Annotated in this window: 15 protein-coding genes; 10 read left to right on the top strand and 5 right to left on the bottom strand. The window is 42.9% G+C overall.

Annotated elements, in window-relative coordinates:
- The first annotated feature begins 41 nt into the window (after positions 1-41).
- Complete coding sequence (thiL, locus tag FM038_RS18085) at positions 42-1,001, top strand: thiamine-phosphate kinase (RefSeq protein ID WP_142874697.1); 960 nt, start codon at positions 42-44, stop codon at positions 999-1,001.
- A complete protein-coding gene (locus FM038_RS18080) occupies positions 1,001-1,495 on the top strand; it encodes a phosphatidylglycerophosphatase A family protein (RefSeq protein WP_142874696.1) in 495 nt (164 codons plus the stop codon). Before thiL ends, FM038_RS18080 begins: the two co-directional genes overlap by 1 nt.
- On the opposite strand, the gene FM038_RS18075 is transcribed toward FM038_RS18080, so the two are convergent.
- The 5 genes from FM038_RS18075 to barA form a co-directional block, all read right to left on the bottom strand.
- The gene (locus FM038_RS18075; protein WP_142874695.1) at positions 1,492-2,256 is read right to left on the bottom strand and encodes a TorF family putative porin; all 765 of its coding nucleotides are present in this window, start codon (positions 2,254-2,256) and stop codon (positions 1,492-1,494) included. The two genes, FM038_RS18080 and FM038_RS18075, sit on opposite strands and share 4 nt — an antisense overlap.
- A 128-nt stretch (positions 2,257-2,384) precedes the next feature.
- Complete coding sequence (recN, locus tag FM038_RS18070; RefSeq protein ID WP_142874694.1) at positions 2,385-4,046, bottom strand: DNA repair protein RecN; 1,662 nt, start codon at positions 4,044-4,046, stop codon at positions 2,385-2,387.
- Between the two features lie 130 nt (positions 4,047-4,176).
- On the bottom strand, positions 4,177-5,172 hold the full coding sequence (locus FM038_RS18065) for an AEC family transporter (RefSeq protein WP_142874693.1): 996 nt from the start codon (positions 5,170-5,172) through the stop codon (positions 4,177-4,179).
- 762 nt (positions 5,173-5,934) lie between these two features.
- Positions 5,935-6,540 (bottom strand): YjaG family protein, encoded by a 606-nt coding sequence (locus FM038_RS18060; protein WP_142874692.1) that lies wholly within the window; start codon positions 6,538-6,540, stop codon positions 5,935-5,937.
- Entirely contained in the window at positions 6,530-9,367 is a 2,838-nt protein-coding gene (barA, locus tag FM038_RS18055) for a two-component sensor histidine kinase BarA (protein WP_443216833.1), read from the bottom strand. The genes FM038_RS18060 and barA overlap by 11 nt, the downstream gene beginning before the upstream one ends.
- Before the next feature lie 56 nt (positions 9,368-9,423).
- On the opposite strand from barA, the gene rlmD reads away from it, so the two are divergent.
- The 8 genes from rlmD to ispF all read left to right on the top strand — a co-directional run bounded on the left by rlmD (position 9,424) and on the right by ispF (position 18,932).
- Positions 9,424-10,779 carry a 23S rRNA (uracil(1939)-C(5))-methyltransferase RlmD gene (rlmD, locus tag FM038_RS18050; RefSeq protein WP_142874691.1) on the top strand — a complete coding sequence of 452 codons (1,356 nt, stop codon included), beginning with the start codon at positions 9,424-9,426 and terminating at the stop codon, positions 10,777-10,779.
- Positions 10,780-10,921: 142 nt separating this feature from the next.
- On the top strand, positions 10,922-13,132 hold the full coding sequence (gene relA / locus FM038_RS18045; RefSeq protein WP_142874690.1) for a GTP diphosphokinase: 2,211 nt from the start codon (positions 10,922-10,924) through the stop codon (positions 13,130-13,132).
- A 76-nt stretch (positions 13,133-13,208) separates the two neighbouring features.
- Positions 13,209-14,009: a nucleoside triphosphate pyrophosphohydrolase gene (gene mazG, locus FM038_RS18040; RefSeq protein WP_142874833.1), complete on the top strand. Its 801-nt coding sequence runs from the start codon at positions 13,209-13,211 to the stop codon at positions 14,007-14,009.
- A 111-nt stretch (positions 14,010-14,120) separates the two neighbouring features.
- Positions 14,121-15,758, top strand: coding sequence for a CTP synthase (locus tag FM038_RS18035; RefSeq protein WP_142874689.1), 1,638 nt, complete (start codon positions 14,121-14,123; stop codon positions 15,756-15,758).
- Positions 15,759-15,882: 124 nt separating this feature from the next.
- Positions 15,883-17,178, top strand: a complete 1,296-nt coding sequence (eno, locus tag FM038_RS18030; protein ID WP_142874688.1) for a phosphopyruvate hydratase — start codon at positions 15,883-15,885, stop codon at positions 17,176-17,178.
- A 147-nt stretch (positions 17,179-17,325) separates the two neighbouring features.
- On the top strand, positions 17,326-17,616 hold the full coding sequence (ftsB, locus tag FM038_RS18025; RefSeq protein WP_142874687.1) for a cell division protein FtsB: 291 nt from the start codon (positions 17,326-17,328) through the stop codon (positions 17,614-17,616).
- A 34-nt stretch (positions 17,617-17,650) separates the two neighbouring features.
- A complete protein-coding gene (gene ispD, locus FM038_RS18020; RefSeq protein WP_142874686.1) occupies positions 17,651-18,349 on the top strand; it encodes a 2-C-methyl-D-erythritol 4-phosphate cytidylyltransferase in 699 nt (232 codons plus the stop codon).
- Between the two features lie 97 nt (positions 18,350-18,446).
- Entirely contained in the window at positions 18,447-18,932 is a 486-nt protein-coding gene (gene ispF, locus FM038_RS18015) for a 2-C-methyl-D-erythritol 2,4-cyclodiphosphate synthase (RefSeq protein ID WP_142874685.1), read from the top strand.
- Positions 18,933-18,938 lie beyond the last annotated feature (6 nt).

Here is an 18,938-nt window from a genome sequence, read left to right as displayed (position 1 = left end):
CCAGTGTATTTATCTTAATTTAGATCCGGGTAAACCATTTAGTGAAAGAATTTCAATTAATCGAACATTTCTTCAATAGCCGAGCTCAATCACGTCGTGATGTTGAGTTGGGTATCGGTGATGACTGTGCCTTGGTTCAACCGGCTGCAAATAAGTCTATAGCCATCTCTTGTGACACGCTCGTTGAGAATGTCCATTTCTATCCAGATATACCACCACAAGCCTTAGGCTATAAATCATTAGCGGTGAACCTGTCTGATCTTGCATCTATGGGGGCCGAACCTGCATGGATGACATTAGCGTTAACCTTGCCTGATGTCGACGAAGACTGGTTAAAAGCATTCAGTACCGGTTTGTTTGACGCTGCAGAGTACTATGGTGTGTCGCTTATTGGTGGAGACACCACGCGCGGGCCGCGTTCAATTAGCATTACCATAAATGGGCAAGTTCCTACTGGGACGGCATTAACCCGTGCAGGTGCTAAAAATGGTGACTGGCTCTATGTGACGGGCACATTGGGGGATTCAGCCCTTGGTTTGGATGTTATTCGTGGTAAGAGACAAGTGGATACTGAATATAACGAGTATTTAATTAATCGTCATTACTACCCAAGTCCGCGAGTGCTAGCTGGGCAGGCATTGCGACATCTAGCATCGAGTGCTATCGATCTCTCGGATGGTTTAGCATCAGATATTAAGCATGTGCTTAAACAGTCTGGTGTAGGTGCTGTGATAGATGTCGATCTTTTACCACGCTCACCAGCCTTAACTGATTCATTGTCTGAAACTGAAGCCTTTAGCTATGCTTTATCTGGTGGTGAAGATTATGAGTTGTTGTTTACTGTTTCAGAAGCGCAAAAAGGGGCTTTAGAAACGGCAATGGCCCATACGGGTGTTGCGTTTACTCAGATTGGGCAAGTGACGTCCGGTAATGAATTGAGGTTAATACGCAATGGAGAGCGATTTAATTTAACTAACATAGGTTTTGAGCACTTCTCCTGATGAATATTTTTTCTAAAGATAAAGCATTAAACTCTCTTTCGCTAAAGAACCCTATCCATTTTCTAGCACTTGGTTTTGGCTCTGGCTTAGCGGCTAAAGCGCCTGGAACATTCGGTACACTTGCAGCTATCCCTCTCTATTTACTGATGGCACCATTGAGTCTTCCTTGGTATATCGCACTCACTTTATTAAGTGTATTTGCTGGTTTCTACATCTGTGATAAGGCCGCGAAAGACATGGGCGTCCATGATCATGGCGCGATCGTATGGGATGAATTTGCAGGGTTATTCATTACTATGATTGCCGCTCCAGTAGGTTGGATGTGGCTGCTAGTCGGTTTTGCACTATTTCGTTTCTTCGATATCATTAAACCTTGGCCGATCCGTTGGTTAGATGCCAAAGTCAAAGGTGGTTTCGGCATCATGATAGACGACGTGCTTGCTGGAATATTCTCGCTTATCTGTCTTCAGCTATTAGCTTACTATTTTGCTTAGAAAGCCCAGGTGGCTTTTGCGAAAAAGGTAGGATCGGCGATATGACCAAACAGGTCTTGGCCTGCGTTGTCCGTACCATTGTAGGTCACGCAGGCGGTTACTGGGCCTAGGGGATAACTTAGGCCTAAATTGTAATATATATAATCATCACCCAATGCGTCTTTGGTATCCCACCAACCTAGCTGCATATCAAGACTAAGTCCTGACTCCCATAGGGCTTGTGACTTGTTATATTCAATTCGATAAGCGTTGTCGACACTTAAGTCACCTAAAATATCATTTAATGTATGGCTGAAAGTCAACTTACCATAAGGGCTGTGGAGGTCGAACATGAGCTCGGTAAAGTCCAATTCTATGCCTTTATTTGTACCTTGAATGAGATACTGATACAAGGTGACTGACAAGTAGATATCTTTATTGAAGATATGGCGATAACCCAAATAAACATCGGTTTCTAAGTTCTCTCCTGCCTCGTAAGGGCTATCATCGTCGATAAAATTAAATGTTGAAATAAAAGTGCCTAAGTAAAAGCCATTACCAACATCATACCCTGCTAACACTTGTACAGCGGGATCAGTCTGAGTGAGGGAAACACCATAGGCTCTATGGTCTGTAGTGACAGTCGCATAGCCGAAATAGGTTCCTTCAGCATGGCTGGGGACGGGGAGTATAAATAAGGAGCAGATAAATAGCTGCAGGAGTGAAGGTTTAAGCTTGAGCCATGTGTTAATCACGTACTTCCATGTATCCAGATAATTCATATCCCTTGCCTTATTACTGTTCCATGCTAATCGGTATCGTTAACTTGCTTAATGTCATTTGCTTAATGACATTAAGGAAAATATAGACCAAGGGTTAATCTATATCCAATTTAGCTGTTCGAGGAATACTAAATTCTTAATAGTTCCTTTGCGTTGGCCAGAGTGTTATTGGTTATTTTGTCACCGCCAAGTAGACGAGCAAGCTCTTCAACTCTTTGATCTTTATTTAGTGACATCATTGAGGTCTCCGTCTTGCCTGATTTAGTCTTTTTATTGACGAACATGTGTTGATGCCCGTTGCCTGCCACTTGCGGTAAGTGAGTGACGCATAACACTTGAGTGGACTCTCCGAGCTTTCTCAGCATGCGGCCGACGACTGCTGCAGTTGGTCCTGATATACCTACATCAACTTCATCGAAGATCAGGGTTGGCGTCGACACTTTTTTGGCTGTTATCACCTGTATGCCTAAACCAATACGCGAGAGTTCACCACCGGAGGCAACTTTAGAGAGTGGCTGCAATGGCTGGCCTGGGTTAGTGGTGACTAGAAACTCGATGCAATCACAACCATTAGGAGAGCTGAGCTCTGGGTTAAAATCCACTGAAATTGTAAACTTGCCTTTTGGCATGCTCAGTTCGTGAATCGATTGAGTTACTTGCCTATCTAACTCTTTAGCATAGCGGATCCGGCTTTGACTGAGCTTCTTGGCATGAACCAGGTAACTTTCTCTACTGGCTTCAACTTGCTGCCTAAGGTCGTCGAGTGCTTCTTCATCGGAGTCTAGGGATAGGAGCTCTTGCTTCAATTTATGGTGGTGAGTCGCCAACTCGGATGCGTTGACATGGTGTTTACGTGCCAGTTGCATGGTTTTAGTCAATCGCTGTTCAAGGTAGGCAAAGTGCTGAGGGTCAAGCTCTAGACCCGTCAGGTAACTTTCTAGCTCGCTACTACTTTCTTGAACTTGAATGAGTGCTTCGTTGAGCATACTCACTACATTTTTGAGTTGTGGATCATAGCTTTCAAGCTCTTGTGCTTGAGTTATCCCTGCATTGATTAATGACTCAACGCTGCCTTCATCGTTATCTTGCAAAATAAACAGCTCATTTTTGCAGGCTTCAACTAAGGCTGTGCCATTGGCGAGTTTCTTGTGCTCAGCTTCTATTTCTTCAAATTCTCCGGGAGTGAGGCTAAACTCATCTAGCTCTTCGACTTGGTACTGGAGTAATTGTTTACGTGCAATACGCTCATGTTGCGACAATTGTAGAGCTTTAAGTTCTTTTTCTATCAATTTACAACGTTGATACCCAGTGGCTACTGAGTCAAGAATCATCTTATGGTTGGCATAACTGTCTAGAAGAGTAAGTTGATGTTCGCTTTTAAGCATGGCGTGATGAGCATGTTGTCCATGAATACCAATAAGAAGCTGTCCAAGGTTTTTAGCTTGACTCAAGGGAACCGGATTGCCATTGATGTATGCTCTAGAGCGGCCGTCACTGCCTATTGTACGTCTCAGTATACATTCACTTTCTAGATCAAGATCGTTATCTTCAAGCCAGCGTTTAGCGATTGGAATATCATTTAATGAAAATCTAGCGCTGACTTCGGCTTTAGTGGCGCCGGGTCTCACAGTACTGGCATCGGCTCTATTGCCCAAACAAAGACCCAGAGCGTCAATAGCAATTGATTTACCAGCACCGGTTTCACCTGTGATACTCGTCATGCCAGGCTTAAAATCTAACTCTAGAAAACGAACGATCGCGAAATTATTGATGCTTAGTTGGCAAAGCATAATGACACCCTCCAATGTACTGTGTTTTTAAACAGTATATACTGATTTTATATACAGTAAAGCTTTGTGTTATTTATGTTCAATAAAATGTTGAAGTCACTAGTAAGCATTATTTTACGTCAAAAAGTGATCAAAGCCGGAGTAAATAATCAATCGCAGGTAAGGTTAAAATACTTAGTATCGTGCCTAACATTATAGCGTGAGCACTGATGGCCGATTTAATTTTATATCGTTGGGCGAGTAAGAACACACTTGCGGCTGTGGGTAAGGCAGCTAAAATCACTCCGATAATAAGGTTTTCTTCACCGACTCCAAATGCAGATAAGAAAAGGTAAGCAAATAATGGCTGAATAATGAGTTTACACAGATTTATCCAAGATAGCTCAGTAATATGGTTAAGCCGTGATGGTGTGTTGGAGTCTTGTTTTTTTGCTTTATTCACCCCAAGAGGCTGCTCATCTTGAGTACCGCTTGCTTTAACAAGCACCATTCCAATAGCAAACAGCGCACATGGACTCGATGTCATACCAATTTGGCGAAGCATGATAGATATAGATTCATTGACTTCGATATTAAGGGCTGACAGAGCAACGCCTATGCAACTGCCAATAACGATTGGATTCTGTATCAATGATTGGGACACAATCATTAACGGAGAAGCTTGTTTCTTGCCGTGATAAAGCTCTATGGTGACCAGTACGAAAGCAAAAACTATCACAGATAAAAGTGTTGCGATTGCTGCAGCGGTTAATGCATTTGGATTATCAGGGAACAAAATCGTCAGTAATGGCATACCGATAAATGCACAATTCCCAAATGTTGTGTTCAACGCCCGCAGAGCGGCTATATCTGTTCGTCCTTTATTCGTGCAAAAAGAAACTAGCACAACCAGTAAATAGGTGAAAACCATCGCTAAGCTATAGCCTGCAATAAAGCCCCATTGCATGATCCCTTCTATAGGTGTTTCAGCCAAGACTATAAGCATAATAGCGGGGAAGGCAATGTAATAAACATATTGGTTTAAGACTTGCTCTGTATCTGAGGATAAAATTCTTACTTTTTGAGTGAATGACCCTAACAGCATGATCCCAAGTACGGCAAATAATGGGGTTAAGATAGCTGACATCAATAGCCTTCCTAATGAAATTGGTACTGTGATTAAAGAAAAGTTCTCAGACAATGGTCACAGCAAAGTACTCGATTTAAGTGAACACCTTTATTTCCATGACTGTGAATCAAAAGTAACATAGTTTTGAATGATTACGAATGGCTATAAGGTAAGCGTGTAAATAGATAAGTCAGTTCACTATTTTTTTGATGAAACGCGTTTTTTTGTCACTGTTTTATTGGTTTTCTTCATTTTCATTGTTGTGGCTTGCAGGCGTTTGGCTTTGGCGAGAGGGGGCTTTACTGAGTTGGCATTTGAGCGTGTGGCATTTTTGACTAGGTATCCTTTAATTGGAGGCAGGACACCTAGTTCTTGAAAAAAATTGATTTGTCGTCTTAATTCAAACAGAGAGCCCACTCTAGTCTGCTCACCAATAGTGAGCTTCCAAGAGTCTGTTAGGCCCTCTGATCTATACCAATTCCATTAAATGTATGATCTATTCAGAGCTTTCTCAGGGCTTTAAATTCAAGGCGCGTTGTTGTAGAAATGGTTATTCCCTTTTAAGATAATGCAACGCAGGAGTAAAAGTCCTGAGGAGCTCACGTAGTGCGGGTTTAAAAACACTTTTTGCTGCGTAAGTGGCTCTCGATATAGAATAACTATTAGCTTCAATCCCCTTACTTGCCAACAGCGTTTTTAATTCCCGCTGAATGATCACTTATTCAATGGAACTGGTATATAGAATATATCCTTGGTAAATCAATTTTCTCATTGATAGCGTTAGCCCTCAGGCAGTCCGATACCTATGTTCGATACGCCTGCTTGAATTATCTCTTTGCGCAAAGATTTGATGAAATCTGCATTTAATTTAGGATTATCTTCAATCAGTTGCAGTAAAGTGTTTTGCAATTCCTTTTCTTCAGTCATTACTTCATGGTTGAAGATGTAGTCATCGAAAGCCTCGTCGTCAAGTTCGACATCTGAAATTGCTTCTATATAGTTAGCTACTGTACTGGAGGACAGTTTACTTATATTGACGATATCTTCCTCAACCTTGCTTTGAATTGCACTCAATAATGCAATTAATGCAGTTGAAGCATCCATAGCAGGATAGACGCCGTAAACATCAAAATTGGCAGGATCAGGCGTATTTGACTCTAGTCTTTCCAGATAGATATCAATATTGAGTTTGAGTTTGTTATCGTAGACAGATTGCCATAGTAGACTCAGGGCCGTGTCTAACACTTGAGGATCACCAAATTCACAAACTTCTGAAAAAAGTTGATAGTTAGGCAGCATGCGCTGACATAGGGCGATGGCGAATACTTTCTTCTGTTGAAAGTCTAATGCTTTTACGCGCTTAAAGAAGCCGGGTTTATTTGTCATCTAATATATCCATTGATAACTGTGATATCACTTGATTTGCTGCAGATTCTACCTTAGTTAGCTCATCAAGTAACTCTAGTATTTCAGGTTCTACTTCAGAGATACCACTGCCTTGCTTAAGCGATAATTCAATTTGTTGACACAATTTTTGAGTTGTAGGCACGCCGCAATAACAAGATGCGCCATGTAATTTATGAACACTGGCGAGCATCTGTTTTTCATCAAATCGGTCTAATGCGCCTTGAATCGACTCAATGGTCTCTGGAAGGGAGTTTAGCAACATTTTCAGCATGTCGAGTGCTAAGTCACGCTTATTATTGGCTTGAGTTAAGCATAAATCCCAATTGAGGGTGAACTGATCGAAATGGGTAAATCGAGGTCTTGTCTTCCAGCGGCTAATCACATTTTTTAATGAAGCTTCATCGATAGGCTTAGGTAAATAGCCATCCATCCCGCTTTGCTCAATGCGCTCTCTTTCTTCTGCAATCGCATGGGCCGTTACAGCAATAATGGGCGTATTTCGATTGAGTGAATTTTGACGTATCTGTTTGGTGGCACTAATCCCATCGGTGCCTGGCATCTGAATATCCATAAATATCAGATCGAAACTTAGCTCTTGAGCCAGTTTAATCGCCCCCTGACCACTATTAACAACGGACACATGGCTGACAAGTTCTTTAAGTAAGGTGTCAATAAGTTTTAGGTTAGCAGGATTATCATCGACAGCGAGCACGCTTAATGCTTCTCTGGAAATAGCTTCTGCGGCAACATATTCATCAAGTAACAGATAATTTTCGGAATTCGGCTGCGGATCTATCAGTGTCTGGGCGAGCACTTTTTCGCCGATAGGTGCCGACATGACTTTATCGACAAACGGTAAAATACTGTGTAGCTCCTGCTCCATATCCCCACAAATAAAGATTAAGTAGTGACATCTCGCTTTTATTTGCTCTAACTGAGAGGAAATATCTTTATCTTTACCTAGCCCCTTATTGCTGATTAAGGCGTAGTCAAAAAAATCATCATCTTGATTCAAACAACTTTCAAGTTGTTCCGTTGATCTTATGTTGGTGAGCTGCATGCCCCAATGTCTGACTTGACGCTCTAATGTATTGTTAGATAACTCTCTAGGTTCAAGGAGTAACACACTTTTATTTTCTAATTTATCAATAGCTTGTATTTGTCCTATAGGATATTGACTGTTATTTAGCGGCAAAGTGAACCAAAATGTTGAGCCGATGTTTGGTTTTGAGTTACAACCAATCTGTCCTCCCATTCTATTGATTAACCGCTTAGTAATAATCAGACCTAGGCCTGTTCCGCCAAAGCGCCTCGAGATCGATGAATCGGCCTGACCAAAAGCTTGAAAAAGCATCTCTTGCTGATCCTCGTCTATGCCTATGCCGGTATCTATCACTTCGCAGCGTAAATTAATTTTATCATTGCTGGATTCGGTAAGCTGTAGTTTGAGATGCACACTGCCAATATCGGTGAACTTAATGGCATTACCAACCAGGTTAGTGATGATTTGACTAAAACGCATGGCATCGCCGGATAAGTCTTCGGGTATGGATTGATCCACATCGATGACGAGTTCAATATCTTTTTCTCGTGCACTGTTAGAGAGTAAGGTGATGGTATCGTCTAAGGTTTCCCGTAGAGCGAATGGCATATTTTCCAATATCATCTTACCGGCTTCCAGTTTAGAAAAATCCAGAATGTCGTTGATGATACCGAGTAGGTTAGTTGCACTTTTTTCTATGGTGTTGATGTAATCTTGCTGGCTCGAATGCAGCGGCGTTTTTAAAAGCTGTTTAGCAAATCCTATGACACCATTGAGTGGTGTTCTCAGTTCATGAGACATATTTGCCAGAAATTCAGATTTGATTCGACTCGCTTCAAGTGCACGTTTTTTAGCAAGATCGAGTTCGACGTTTTGGATTTCGATTTGTTCTAATGTTTCACGTAAATCAGAGGTGGCTTGATCGATGTTTTGCTGCATCTCTTCATGGTATTCAGATAAAGACCCCGCCATCGCATTGATACCACGTTTAAGCAGGTCAAGCTCGCCAATCAGGCTGCCGTCGACACGGGTGTCGAGTTTCCCTTCGCGAATTTTTGCCACGACTCGTACCATATCTGTAATGGGTTGGGTGACATTTTTAACCAATCTAAAGGTAAATAGCAGATTTAGCTGGACCCCAATTAACACGATAATAAATGCGGCGACAGCGGCTCGGTGCTGTTCAAGCAGAGCATTTTCTTTATTAATTAATACTGCAATATATCCAAGTTTAGTCGCAACTAAACGTTCAGACTCGGTGTCGTCAATTGGACTTAGGTGCAGTTCATTATCCGATGAAAAAATGGGAGTACGTAGAATGATACTGTCGCCGACTTGTTCAAGTTGAGTATTGAGTAAGCTGGTAAATGGCTGGTCATAACGCATCATTTCATGATTTTTATAGTGATGAGAGGTGACGACTACACGATTGTTCGTATCAAAAATGGCAATAAACTGTACCAGTGATGCCTTGTTTAGTTGAGTGGCAGTGATCAGTTTTTTGGTGCTTTCGAAGTCATCCCTCTCGAGGCCAATTGCCGTCGCAATGGCTAAAGGCTCAATAATATTGCTGCCTTGTTCTATGAGAGTTTGTTCGAGTTCGTAGAAACGATTTATGGTAAAATAGCTGCCCAGTAGAACACCAACGAGAATAGTAGGTGCTAACGCAAGTACAAGTACCCATGAGCGGAGACTGTATTTGGTCATGTTATCGGCATTATTCATTGAGTTAGATAATCTACCAGTTTTTGACAAACGTTGCACTAGACTGCCAAAAGTGGGCGGTCTTGGCCAGTAATATTATTGATTTAGAGGCCACAATGGCACAGTTTTTTAAAGCAAAACCAAATAGTTCTAAGAAAATATCAGCTAAAATAAGCTTAGAGGTTACTCAGCTCGATCACTTAGGGGCTGGCATATCACAGCATGAGGGGAAAGTTGTATTTATCCCGGGAGCACTGCCTGGTGAAAAGGTGAAGGTGCAGCTGATAGAACAGAAAAAGCGTTATGCTCGTGCCAAGTTACTTGAAGTCGAGCAGACATCACCTCAGCGTGTGACGCCTAAATGTGCTCATTATGGTCAGTGTGGTGGCTGTGATCTTCAGCATCTGACCAGCGACAAGCAGCGTGAGCATAAAGAAGCTGCGTTGGTCGATTTGATGGCTAAGCTTAGCCAAGTTAAAGCAGATAGTCTTGCGCCTGCACTGATTGGTGATGAGTGGGATTATCGCCGACGTGCTCGGCTAGCGACTTACTATGATAAAGGGACTAAACAAACCACATTGGGTTTTAGGGCTCTATCGAGCAAGCAAGTGGTAGCCATTAAGCACTGCCCAGTACTCGCGGCGTCCTTATCTGATTTGATCTCTCCTTTATCTGCACTACTTAATCAGCTTGAAAGCAAAAAAGCCTTGGGCCATGTTGAATTGATCCAAGTTGATAATGGCAATTACTGCATCATTAGAACGACTAAGCCTATGTCTGCGAATGATATTGAAAAGCTACAAGCATTTACTGCGAGTCAGCAGATTAAATTAATCGTACAAGGTAATGAATCAGAATTAACGCTAATCGATAAAGAGCCTAAAGCACTAACCATAGGTGCAGAGGCCTTGCCACATTATCTGCTTAACGACGAAGTGAAACTCAACTTTACTCCAGGTAACTTCATTCAAGTTAATGGTGATATTAATCAGGCTATGGTTAATCAAGCTGTTGATTGGCTGGCTGTCGAACCCGATGAGCGAGTGCTGGACCTATTCTGTGGTGTTGGTAATTTTAGTCTACCGCTGGCAAGAAAAGGTGGTGAGGTGATCGGCGTTGAAGGGGTGCCTGAGATGGTACAGCAGGCCAGACTCAATGCTGAATTGAATCACTTGGATAATGTCTCATTTTATCATACCGATTTAAGTGCTGACCTGTCTAAAGAACCTTGGTTAGGTAAAGTAGATAAAATACTGTTGGATCCTGCCAGAGCGGGTGCTTATGAAAGTCTGCAGTGGCTTAAGAAAATGAAGCCTAAATCTATTGTTTATGTGTCGTGTAACCCGGCGAGTTTAGCCCGAGATAGTGAGCCCTTATTAAAGCATGGTTATAAATTAGCTAGGCTAGGCTTGATTGATATGTTTCCTCAAACTCATCATATCGAAGCAATGGCCTTGTTTGAATTGAAATAATTGTAGAAAATGTAGCTAATTAACTATCGAGTCAGCGTTTGTTAATTGACAATACAATAGGAATGCTGAAGATAGGTCATTCAGCCAAGGGATTAACGTCCCAAGCGTACTCTAAGATTTAACAATAAAGGATGTTATTGAGATGGTATCAGTTCGAGAAGCACATTTTAGTGATCCGGATTTTCAGCTGGAGGAGTGGGTTAATCGTTATATTAGCGATACTGACGAAGCTCAAAGCTTACTTGAGCTGATCCGTCAAGTTGAAGATTTAATGTCCCTGCACTCCAAAACTGATCCCATCCTTTCTCAAAGAGCCAGAGAGTTAATCGAAATTCTTGCGCCTTTGAATATGGATATCGAAACGCTGCAGGCGTCAGTTATCTTTGTGGCCTACGAGGCCGGCGTTTTTACTAAAGAGTCTTTAGAGGAAACGTTCGGCAGCGGATTAGCTACGCTAGTTCGTAGCGTAGAAACCATGAATGCTATTGGCGCTTTAAAAATTAATGAGCAATCCCGCGCCGCAGAGCCGCAGATTGATAATATACGCCGTATGTTGCTCGCGATGGTCGAAGATGTACGCGCTGTCGTGATCAAGCTTGCCGAGCGTATTTGTTTGCTCAGAGAAGTTAAAAACGCTGATGAAGAGACTCGGGTGCTGCTTGCCAGAGAAATCGCAGATATCTATGCTCCGTTAGCTAACAGGCTAGGTATAGGTCAACTAAAATGGGAACTGGAAGATATTTCATTCCGATACCTTCATCCAGAAACCTACAAAGATATTGCCAAACAGTTAGATGGTAAGCGGTTAGACCGTGAAACCTTTATTGATAATTTTGTTAAGCAGTTGCAAGAACGTTTAGATAAAGACCAAATCAGAGCCAAAGTCTATGGTCGGCCTAAGCATATCTATAGCATCTGGAAGAAGATGAAAGGCAAGGACCTTAAGTTCGATGAGCTTTTCGATGTTCGCGCCGTTCGTATCGTGACTGATAGATTACAAGACTGTTATGGTGCCTTGGGTGTGGTGCATACACTTTGGCATCATATTCCCCGTGAATTTGATGATTATGTGGCTAATCCCAAACCCAATGGTTACCAGTCAATCCATACTATAGTTGTGGGTCCTGAAGGCAAAACGGTTGAAATTCAAATTCGCACCGAACAGATGCATGAAGATGCAGAGCTCGGAGTGGCTGCCCACTGGAAATATAAAGAGGGTTCCAGTGGCGGTAGTAAGCAGAGCGGTTATGAAGATAAAATTAACTGGCTGCGTAAGATCTTGCAGTGGCAGGAAGATGTCGCTGAAAGTGGCAACTTGGTCGAAGAGGTGCGCAGTCAAGTCTTTGAAGACAGAGTCTATGTCTTCACGCCTAACGGTGAAGTGGTTGACCTGCCATTAGGATCTACAGTGCTGGATTTTGCCTATTACATTCATTCCCATGTCGGACATAAATGTATCGGTGCTAAAGTCGATGGTCGTATTGTGCCTTTTACTTATCAAGTTGAAACAGGCCAGCGCATAGAGATTATTACTTCTAAACATCCTAACCCTAAACGAGACTGGCTCAATCCACATTTAGGCTATATTCGTTCCTCTCGTGCGCGTTCTAAGATCCAACATTGGTTTAAGCAACAAGATAGAGATAAGAACATCGTTGCCGGAAGAGAGATGCTAGAAACTGAGCTGTCTCGAGCAGGCCTTAAGCTCAAAGATGCACAAACTGCGGTCGAACGGTTTAACATGGTGAGCATGGATGACCTACTTGCCGGAATTGGTGGCGGGGATGTCAGGCTCAACCAAGTGGTTAACCATGTTCAGAGCCAAATGCGTAAACATGAGTTCTCCGATGAAGAAGCGGTCGAAGACCTAGTTAAAAAGGGTCAGAGTAAGGTCGGGCGCAAAGGTAAAGGGCAGGTAGAGGTCAGTGGTGTAGGTAATTTGATGAGCCATATAGCTCGTTGTTGCCAGCCAGTACCCGGCGATGAGATATTTGGTTTTATCACTAAGGGCCGTGGGATCTCAGTTCATCGAGCAGATTGTGATCAAGTCAAAGAGTTAATGCGGGCTCATCCAGAGCGCACTGTCGATGTGGTTTGGGGGCAGAATTATTCTGGTGGCTATAAGATCCGACTCCGTATCATCGCCAGTGATCGTTCGGGGTTGCTAAGGGATCTCACTTCTGTTCTCGCCGCAGAGAAAACTCACGTGATGGCGATGAGTTCATCATCTGATGTGAAAACACAAACAGCAGCAATAGAACTTGAACTTGAGTTATACAATTTAGATGGCCTGTCTAAAGTGCTGACTAAGATTAATCAGGTAGACGGTGTCAGTGAAGCAAGAAGATTGTAAGTTCAAGCTAAGTTAAACCACATATAAAGAAAGGCGGCGTAGGCTGCCTTTTTGTTTTAATGAGATTGGTATTATGATGAAAACGAATGAAATAGAGCCTCTACTAGATGTTATGACTAAGCTCAGGGACCCACAATCTGGTTGCCCTTGGGATCTGGAACAGTCATTCAGTACACTTGTTCCATTTACCTTAGAAGAAGCCTATGAAGTTGCCGATACCATAGAGCGAATGGCGCTCGAGGAACTGCCTGATGAGCTGGGAGACCTGTTATTTCAAGTGGTGTTTTATTGCCAGCTTGGAAAGGAGCAAGGTCTGTTTGATTTTGCCGATGTGGTTGAGAAAATCTGCAATAAGCTAACCTCAAGGCATCCTCATGTGTTTGGTGCACTTAAAGAGGCCAGTGCAGAGCAAGTCAAAGAAAGTTGGGAAACCATTAAAGCTAAGGAGCGTAATGCGAAGTCGCTTTATTCGGTATTAGATAATATTCCCTTAGCTTTGCCAGCTCTGAGCCGGTCAGTTAAAATTCAAAAGCGTGTGGCGAGAGTGGGTTTTGATTGGGCCGAGCTTGATCCTGTTGTAGCTAAAATCCATGAAGAAATAGATGAAGTATTATATGAAGTCAAACAGGATAAACCGGACTCAGAACGAATATTGGATGAGATGGGCGACCTACTATTCGCTGTAACGAATCTTGCTCGTCATCTTGGTGTTGAACCTGAACAAGCATTACGTCAGGCAAATAAAAAGTTTGAGCGAAGATTTCGAAGTGTAGAAACACTAGCAAATCAGAGTGATAAGGCTATGGAAGAGCACACTTTAACCGAACTGGATAGTTACTGGAATCAAGTCAAGAGTCAAGAGAGCTCAAATAGATAAAAATTATCGCTTAACTTGTTTGTCGAAGGCTTAGGGGTTTGCTATAATTGCGCCCCGTCCTAGTGCTTTCTTACAAGCACATATTATCCAACTCATTTTCTCAGGTTCATAATGACAACAAGGTATATCTTCGTAACTGGTGGCGTGGTTTCATCACTAGGTAAAGGCATTGCGGCAGCATCGTTAGCGGCAATTTTAGAGGCTAGAGGCCTAAACGTAACCATTATGAAGCTAGATCCATATATTAACGTGGATCCTGGCACCATGAGCCCGACTCAGCACGGAGAAGTTTTTGTTACCGAGGACGGAGCAGAGACTGATCTTGATTTAGGTCATTATGAGCGCTTCATTCGTACCAAGATGAACCGTCGTAATAACTTCACCACAGGCCGTATCTATGAAGAAGTCCTTCGTAAAGAGCGTCGTGGTGACTATTTAGGCGCGACCATTCAGGTCATTCCTCACATCACTAATGCCATCAAAGACAGAGTGCTTGCAGGTGGTGAAGGTCATGATGTCGCTATCGTCGAGATTGGCGGCACGGTTGGTGATATCGAATCATTACCATTTTTAGAATCTATTCGTCAGTTAGGCGTAGAACTAGGTCGTGATCGTACCCTGTTTATGCACCTTACTCTAGTGCCTTTCTTAGGCGCTGCAGGTGAAGTCAAGACTAAGCCTACACAGCATTCAGTGAAAGAGCTACGCTCTATCGGTATCGCTCCGGATATTCTTATCTGTCGTGGCGATCGTGTGCTTCCAGCTAATGAAAGAGCGAAAATATCACTCTTCTGTAATGTTGAAGAACGTGCAGTTATCTCACTCAAAGATGTCGATAGCATCTACAAGATCCCGGCGCTACTTAAGGCTCAAAGCTTAGATGCGATTGTGGTCAAGCGTTTCGGCATCGAGTGTAAAGAAGCCGATCTGCATGAGTGGGAACAAGTGATCTACCAAGAAGCTAACCCTATTGGTGAAGTGACTATCGGTATGGTGGGTAAGTACATTGAACTGCCTGACGCCTATAAATCAGTCAACGAAGCATTGAAGCATGCGGGTCTGTTTAACCGCGTATCGGTTAATATTAAGTACATTGATTCGCAAACAGTTGAAGCTAAAGGTGAAGAAGAGCTTCATGGCCTTGATGGAATTTTAGTTCCTGGCGGATTTGGCGAGCGTGGTGTTGAAGGTAAAATCCTTGCGGCTAAATATGCTCGTGAAAACAACATACCATATTTCGGCATTTGCCTAGGTATGCAAGTCGCTTTGATTGAGTTTGCTCGTAATGTTGCCGGTCTTGAAGGCGCACATTCAACAGAATTTAATAAAGAATCTCCACATCCTGTTGTTGGTTTGATCACTGAGTGGCTTAACGAAGATGGCGGAGTTGAACAACGTCATGAAACGTCAGATCTTGGTGGCACTATGCGCCTTGGGGCTCAGCTTTGTCATCTTGAAGAAGGCAGTAAAGCGGCAGAAGCATACAAGGGTAACTCTTGTGTCGAGCGTCATCGCCACCGCTTTGAAGTGAACAACAATTATAAAGAACGTTTAGAAAAAGCTGGCCTAATGTTTAGTGGTCTATCATCAGACCGCCAGCTTGTTGAAATGATCGAGCTACCAAATCATCCATGGTTTGTTGCCGGTCAATTCCACCCTGAATTTACTTCGACACCTCGTGATGGACAGCCATTATTTGTAGGTTTTGTCGCTGCAGCCGCCGTGTATCAGAAACGCGATTTGGGCTAAACCAGATACAAAAGCCGCTTCCACATCTTGGGGGCGGCTTTTTTGTTTTTGGTTAATGTAAATTTAGATGAACCTATTTCAGTTTTACTTTATTTTTAATTTTTAAACTTAAACCGAGGAAATTATGGCTAAAATTATTAACGTCATTGGTCGCGAAATCATGGATTCTCGTGGCAACCCAACTGTAGAAGCAGAAGTTCACTTAGAAGGTGGATTTCATGGCATGGCTGCAGCGCCATCAGGTGCTTCTACGGGTAGCCGTGAAGCGTTAGAGCTTCGTGATGGTGACAAAAGCCGCTACATGGGTAAAGGCGTATTGAAAGCTGTTGCTAACATCAATGGTCCAATTCGTGATGCTTTACTGGGTAAAGACGCGACGGCTCAAAGTGAACTTGATCAGATCATGATCGATGTTGATGGTACTGAGAACAAGGATAAGCTAGGCGCAAACGCTATTTTAGCTGTATCTTTAGCCGCGGCCAAAGCCGCTGCAGCATTTAAAGGTGTACCTTTATATGCACATATCGCTGACTTAAATGGTACTTCGGGCCAATACACTATGCCTGTACCTATGATGAATATCATCAATGGCGGTGAGCATGCTGATAACAACGTCGACATTCAGGAATTCATGGTTCAGCCTGTTGGCGCTAAGAACTTCCGTGAAGCGCTACGTATGGGCGCTGAGATCTTCCATAACTTGAAGAAAGTACTTCAGGATAAGGGCCTCAATACAGCTGTAGGTGATGAAGGTGGTTTCGCACCAGATTTGGCTTCAAATGCTGATGCTCTGGCTGTGATCAAGGTTGCTGTCGAGAAAGCTGGCTACAAGCTAGGTGAAGATGTGACGCTTGCACTAGATTGTGCGGCTTCAGAGTTCTACAAAGATGGCAAATATGATCTTGCTGGTGAAGGCAAAGTGTTCAGTGCTAATGGTTTCTCTGACTTCCTTAAAGAGCTGACTGAACAATACCCTATCGCATCAATCGAAGATGGCTTAGACGAGTCAGATTGGGATGGTTGGGCTTATCAGACTCAGATTTTAGGTGATAAGATCCAGTTAGTTGGCGATGATTTGTTTGTGACAAACACTAAGATCCTTAAGCGCGGTATCGATAACAACATCGGTAACTCTATTCTGATCAAGTTTAACCAGATCGGTACGCTTACAGAGACGCTTGCGGCTATCCGTATGGCAAAAGAAGCCGGTTACACCGTGGTTATCTCACACCGTAGTGGTGAGACTGAAGATTCGACTATCGCCGATCTCGCTGTTGCGACTTGTGCTGGTCAGATTAAAACAGGCTCTCTGAGTCGTTCAGATCGTATAGCTAAGTACAACCAGCTTCTTCGTATCGAAGAGCAGCTAGGCGAGAAAGCGCCTTACCGTGGTCGTAGCGAAATTAAAGGTCTGGTATAACTTTAGCTTTGCTTTGAGTGAGAGATTGAATCTCTAAACTTTAAGCAAGCAAGGTTAATTATGCCGTTAGAATGAAAAGGTCACCACTGGGTGGCCTTTTTTGTTGTATTATCATCGCAGTCATGTCGAACAATAATAGATATCACCATGAAACGTTTTCTATTTGTGTTGATTGCCTTATTAGGCCTACTTCAATACCAGTTATGGTTTGGTGTTAACAGTCTTCCTGGATCCGTGCTGCTTCGTGAGCAAATAGCACTTCAGCAAGAGGGTAATGCCAAATTGGTTGCACGAAATCAAGTGTTGCGAGAAGAGATTATCGATCTTAGTAGTGGTACAGAGGCGCTTGAAGAGCGTGCCCGTAACGAGCTAGGTATGATAAAAAAAGATGAAACATTTTTTCGTGTCGTTGGTGAACGTCTAAAACCTGCAAATTAAAGGCTGCTCAACGCCATGAGTAGAAGCGTAATAAATGAACACTCCCCAAGATCAGATTGTTGCTATCGTTCCCGCTGCAGGTATTGGTAGCCGGATGGGCGCAGACATTCCTAAACAGTATTTGAAGTTGGGTGAAGATACTATTCTATCTTTGACGTTAAAACTGCTGTTATCTCACCCCAAAATTGAGCGTGTTATCGTTGCGCTTCATCCACAAGACGACCTATTTACCTCTTTGCCGCAATCTAGTCATCCTAAGCTTAAATCCGTTATAGGCGGTAAAGAACGTGCTGACTCTGTTCAGTCTTGTCTCGAGCATTTAGATGATGAATATTGGGTCATGGTGCACGATGCCGCTCGTCCATGTTTAACCCATAATGATATCGATAAACTCATAGATTCAAGACAATTGTTTCCTCAAGGCGCTATACTGGCAGCCCCCGTACGAGATACCATGAAACGAAGTGACTCTCAGGGAGTGATCACAGAAACAGTGTGTCGAGAATTGTTATGGCACGCTTTAACGCCGCAGTTTTTTCCTGTAAAAGCACTAAAAGAAAACTTGGCAAACGCGCTTGCTGCTAAGGCTAATATTACCGACGAAGCCTCAGCAATGGAATGGGCAGGCTTTTCACCTGGCCTTGTGACTGGACGAGCGGATAATATTAAGATCACTCACCCTGATGACTTGCAACTTGCGGCGTTATTTTTAAGTCAACGGACGAAAGGCTAGCCAAGTTAATATATAGTCTGTGAGATATTTCCTGCAAGAGCTCTAGCCCAATATTAGTGAATTAGGCTATGACATAAATGACTTCTTTGGAACAAAAATGAATATACGTATTGGCCATGGTTTTGATGTGCATAAGTTTGGTGGCGATAAGCCACTGCTACTCGGTGGTGTGCAAGTTCCTTATGAGTGTGGTTTGATAGCGCACTCTGATGGGGATGTTGTCTTGCATGCAATCTCTGATGCTATTTTAGGCTCACTGGCTCTTGGGGACATTGGTAAGCATTTTCCCGATACCGATGAAGCATTTAAAGGAGCAGATAGCCGTCAATTGCTTCGCCATTGTTATGCATTGATCCAGGCTAAAGGGTTCGAACTGGGTAATCTCGATGTCACCATTATTGCTCAAGCGCCTAAAATGGCGCCTCATATACAAGCGATTCGTACCGTGCTCAGTCAAGATTTAAATACCAGCATTGATGATATCAATGTTAAAGCCACAACGACCGAAAAGCTTGGCTTTACAGGCCGAAAAGAGGGCATTGCCGTCGAAGCTGTAGTGCTTGTAGCCAAACAAGCTTTATAAGTAACA

Source organism: Shewanella eurypsychrophilus (assembly GCF_007004545.3).
Lineage (GTDB): Bacteria > Pseudomonadota > Gammaproteobacteria > Enterobacterales > Shewanellaceae > Shewanella > Shewanella eurypsychrophilus.
This window is presented reverse-complemented; position numbering and strand designations above follow the sequence as displayed.

What these genes read in the sequence shown, in the direction of transcription:
- FM038_RS18080 (WP_142874696.1), top strand. Translation starts at nt 1,001, where the DNA reads ATGAATATTTTTTCTAAAGATAAAGCATTAAACTCTCTTTCGCTAAAG.
- ispD (WP_142874686.1), top strand. Translation starts at nt 17,651, where the DNA reads ATGAACACTCCCCAAGATCAGATTGTTGCTATCGTTCCCGCTGCAGGT.
- FM038_RS18065 (WP_142874693.1), bottom strand. Translation starts at nt 5,172, where the DNA reads ATGTCAGCTATCTTAACCCCATTATTTGCCGTACTTGGGATCATGCTG.
- FM038_RS18035 (WP_142874689.1), top strand. Translation starts at nt 14,121, where the DNA reads ATGACAACAAGGTATATCTTCGTAACTGGTGGCGTGGTTTCATCACTA.
- eno (WP_142874688.1), top strand. Translation starts at nt 15,883, where the DNA reads ATGGCTAAAATTATTAACGTCATTGGTCGCGAAATCATGGATTCTCGT.
- relA (WP_142874690.1), top strand. Translation starts at nt 10,922, where the DNA reads ATGGTATCAGTTCGAGAAGCACATTTTAGTGATCCGGATTTTCAGCTG.
- mazG (WP_142874833.1), top strand. Translation starts at nt 13,209, where the DNA reads ATGAAAACGAATGAAATAGAGCCTCTACTAGATGTTATGACTAAGCTC.
- rlmD (WP_142874691.1), top strand. Translation starts at nt 9,424, where the DNA reads ATGGCACAGTTTTTTAAAGCAAAACCAAATAGTTCTAAGAAAATATCA.
- ispF (WP_142874685.1), top strand. Translation starts at nt 18,447, where the DNA reads ATGAATATACGTATTGGCCATGGTTTTGATGTGCATAAGTTTGGTGGC.
- FM038_RS18075 (WP_142874695.1), bottom strand. Translation starts at nt 2,256, where the DNA reads ATGAATTATCTGGATACATGGAAGTACGTGATTAACACATGGCTCAAG.
- ftsB (WP_142874687.1), top strand. Translation starts at nt 17,326, where the DNA reads ATGAAACGTTTTCTATTTGTGTTGATTGCCTTATTAGGCCTACTTCAA.
- FM038_RS18060 (WP_142874692.1), bottom strand. Translation starts at nt 6,540, where the DNA reads ATGACAAATAAACCCGGCTTCTTTAAGCGCGTAAAAGCATTAGACTTT.
- recN (WP_142874694.1), bottom strand. Translation starts at nt 4,046, where the DNA reads ATGCTTTGCCAACTAAGCATCAATAATTTCGCGATCGTTCGTTTTCTA.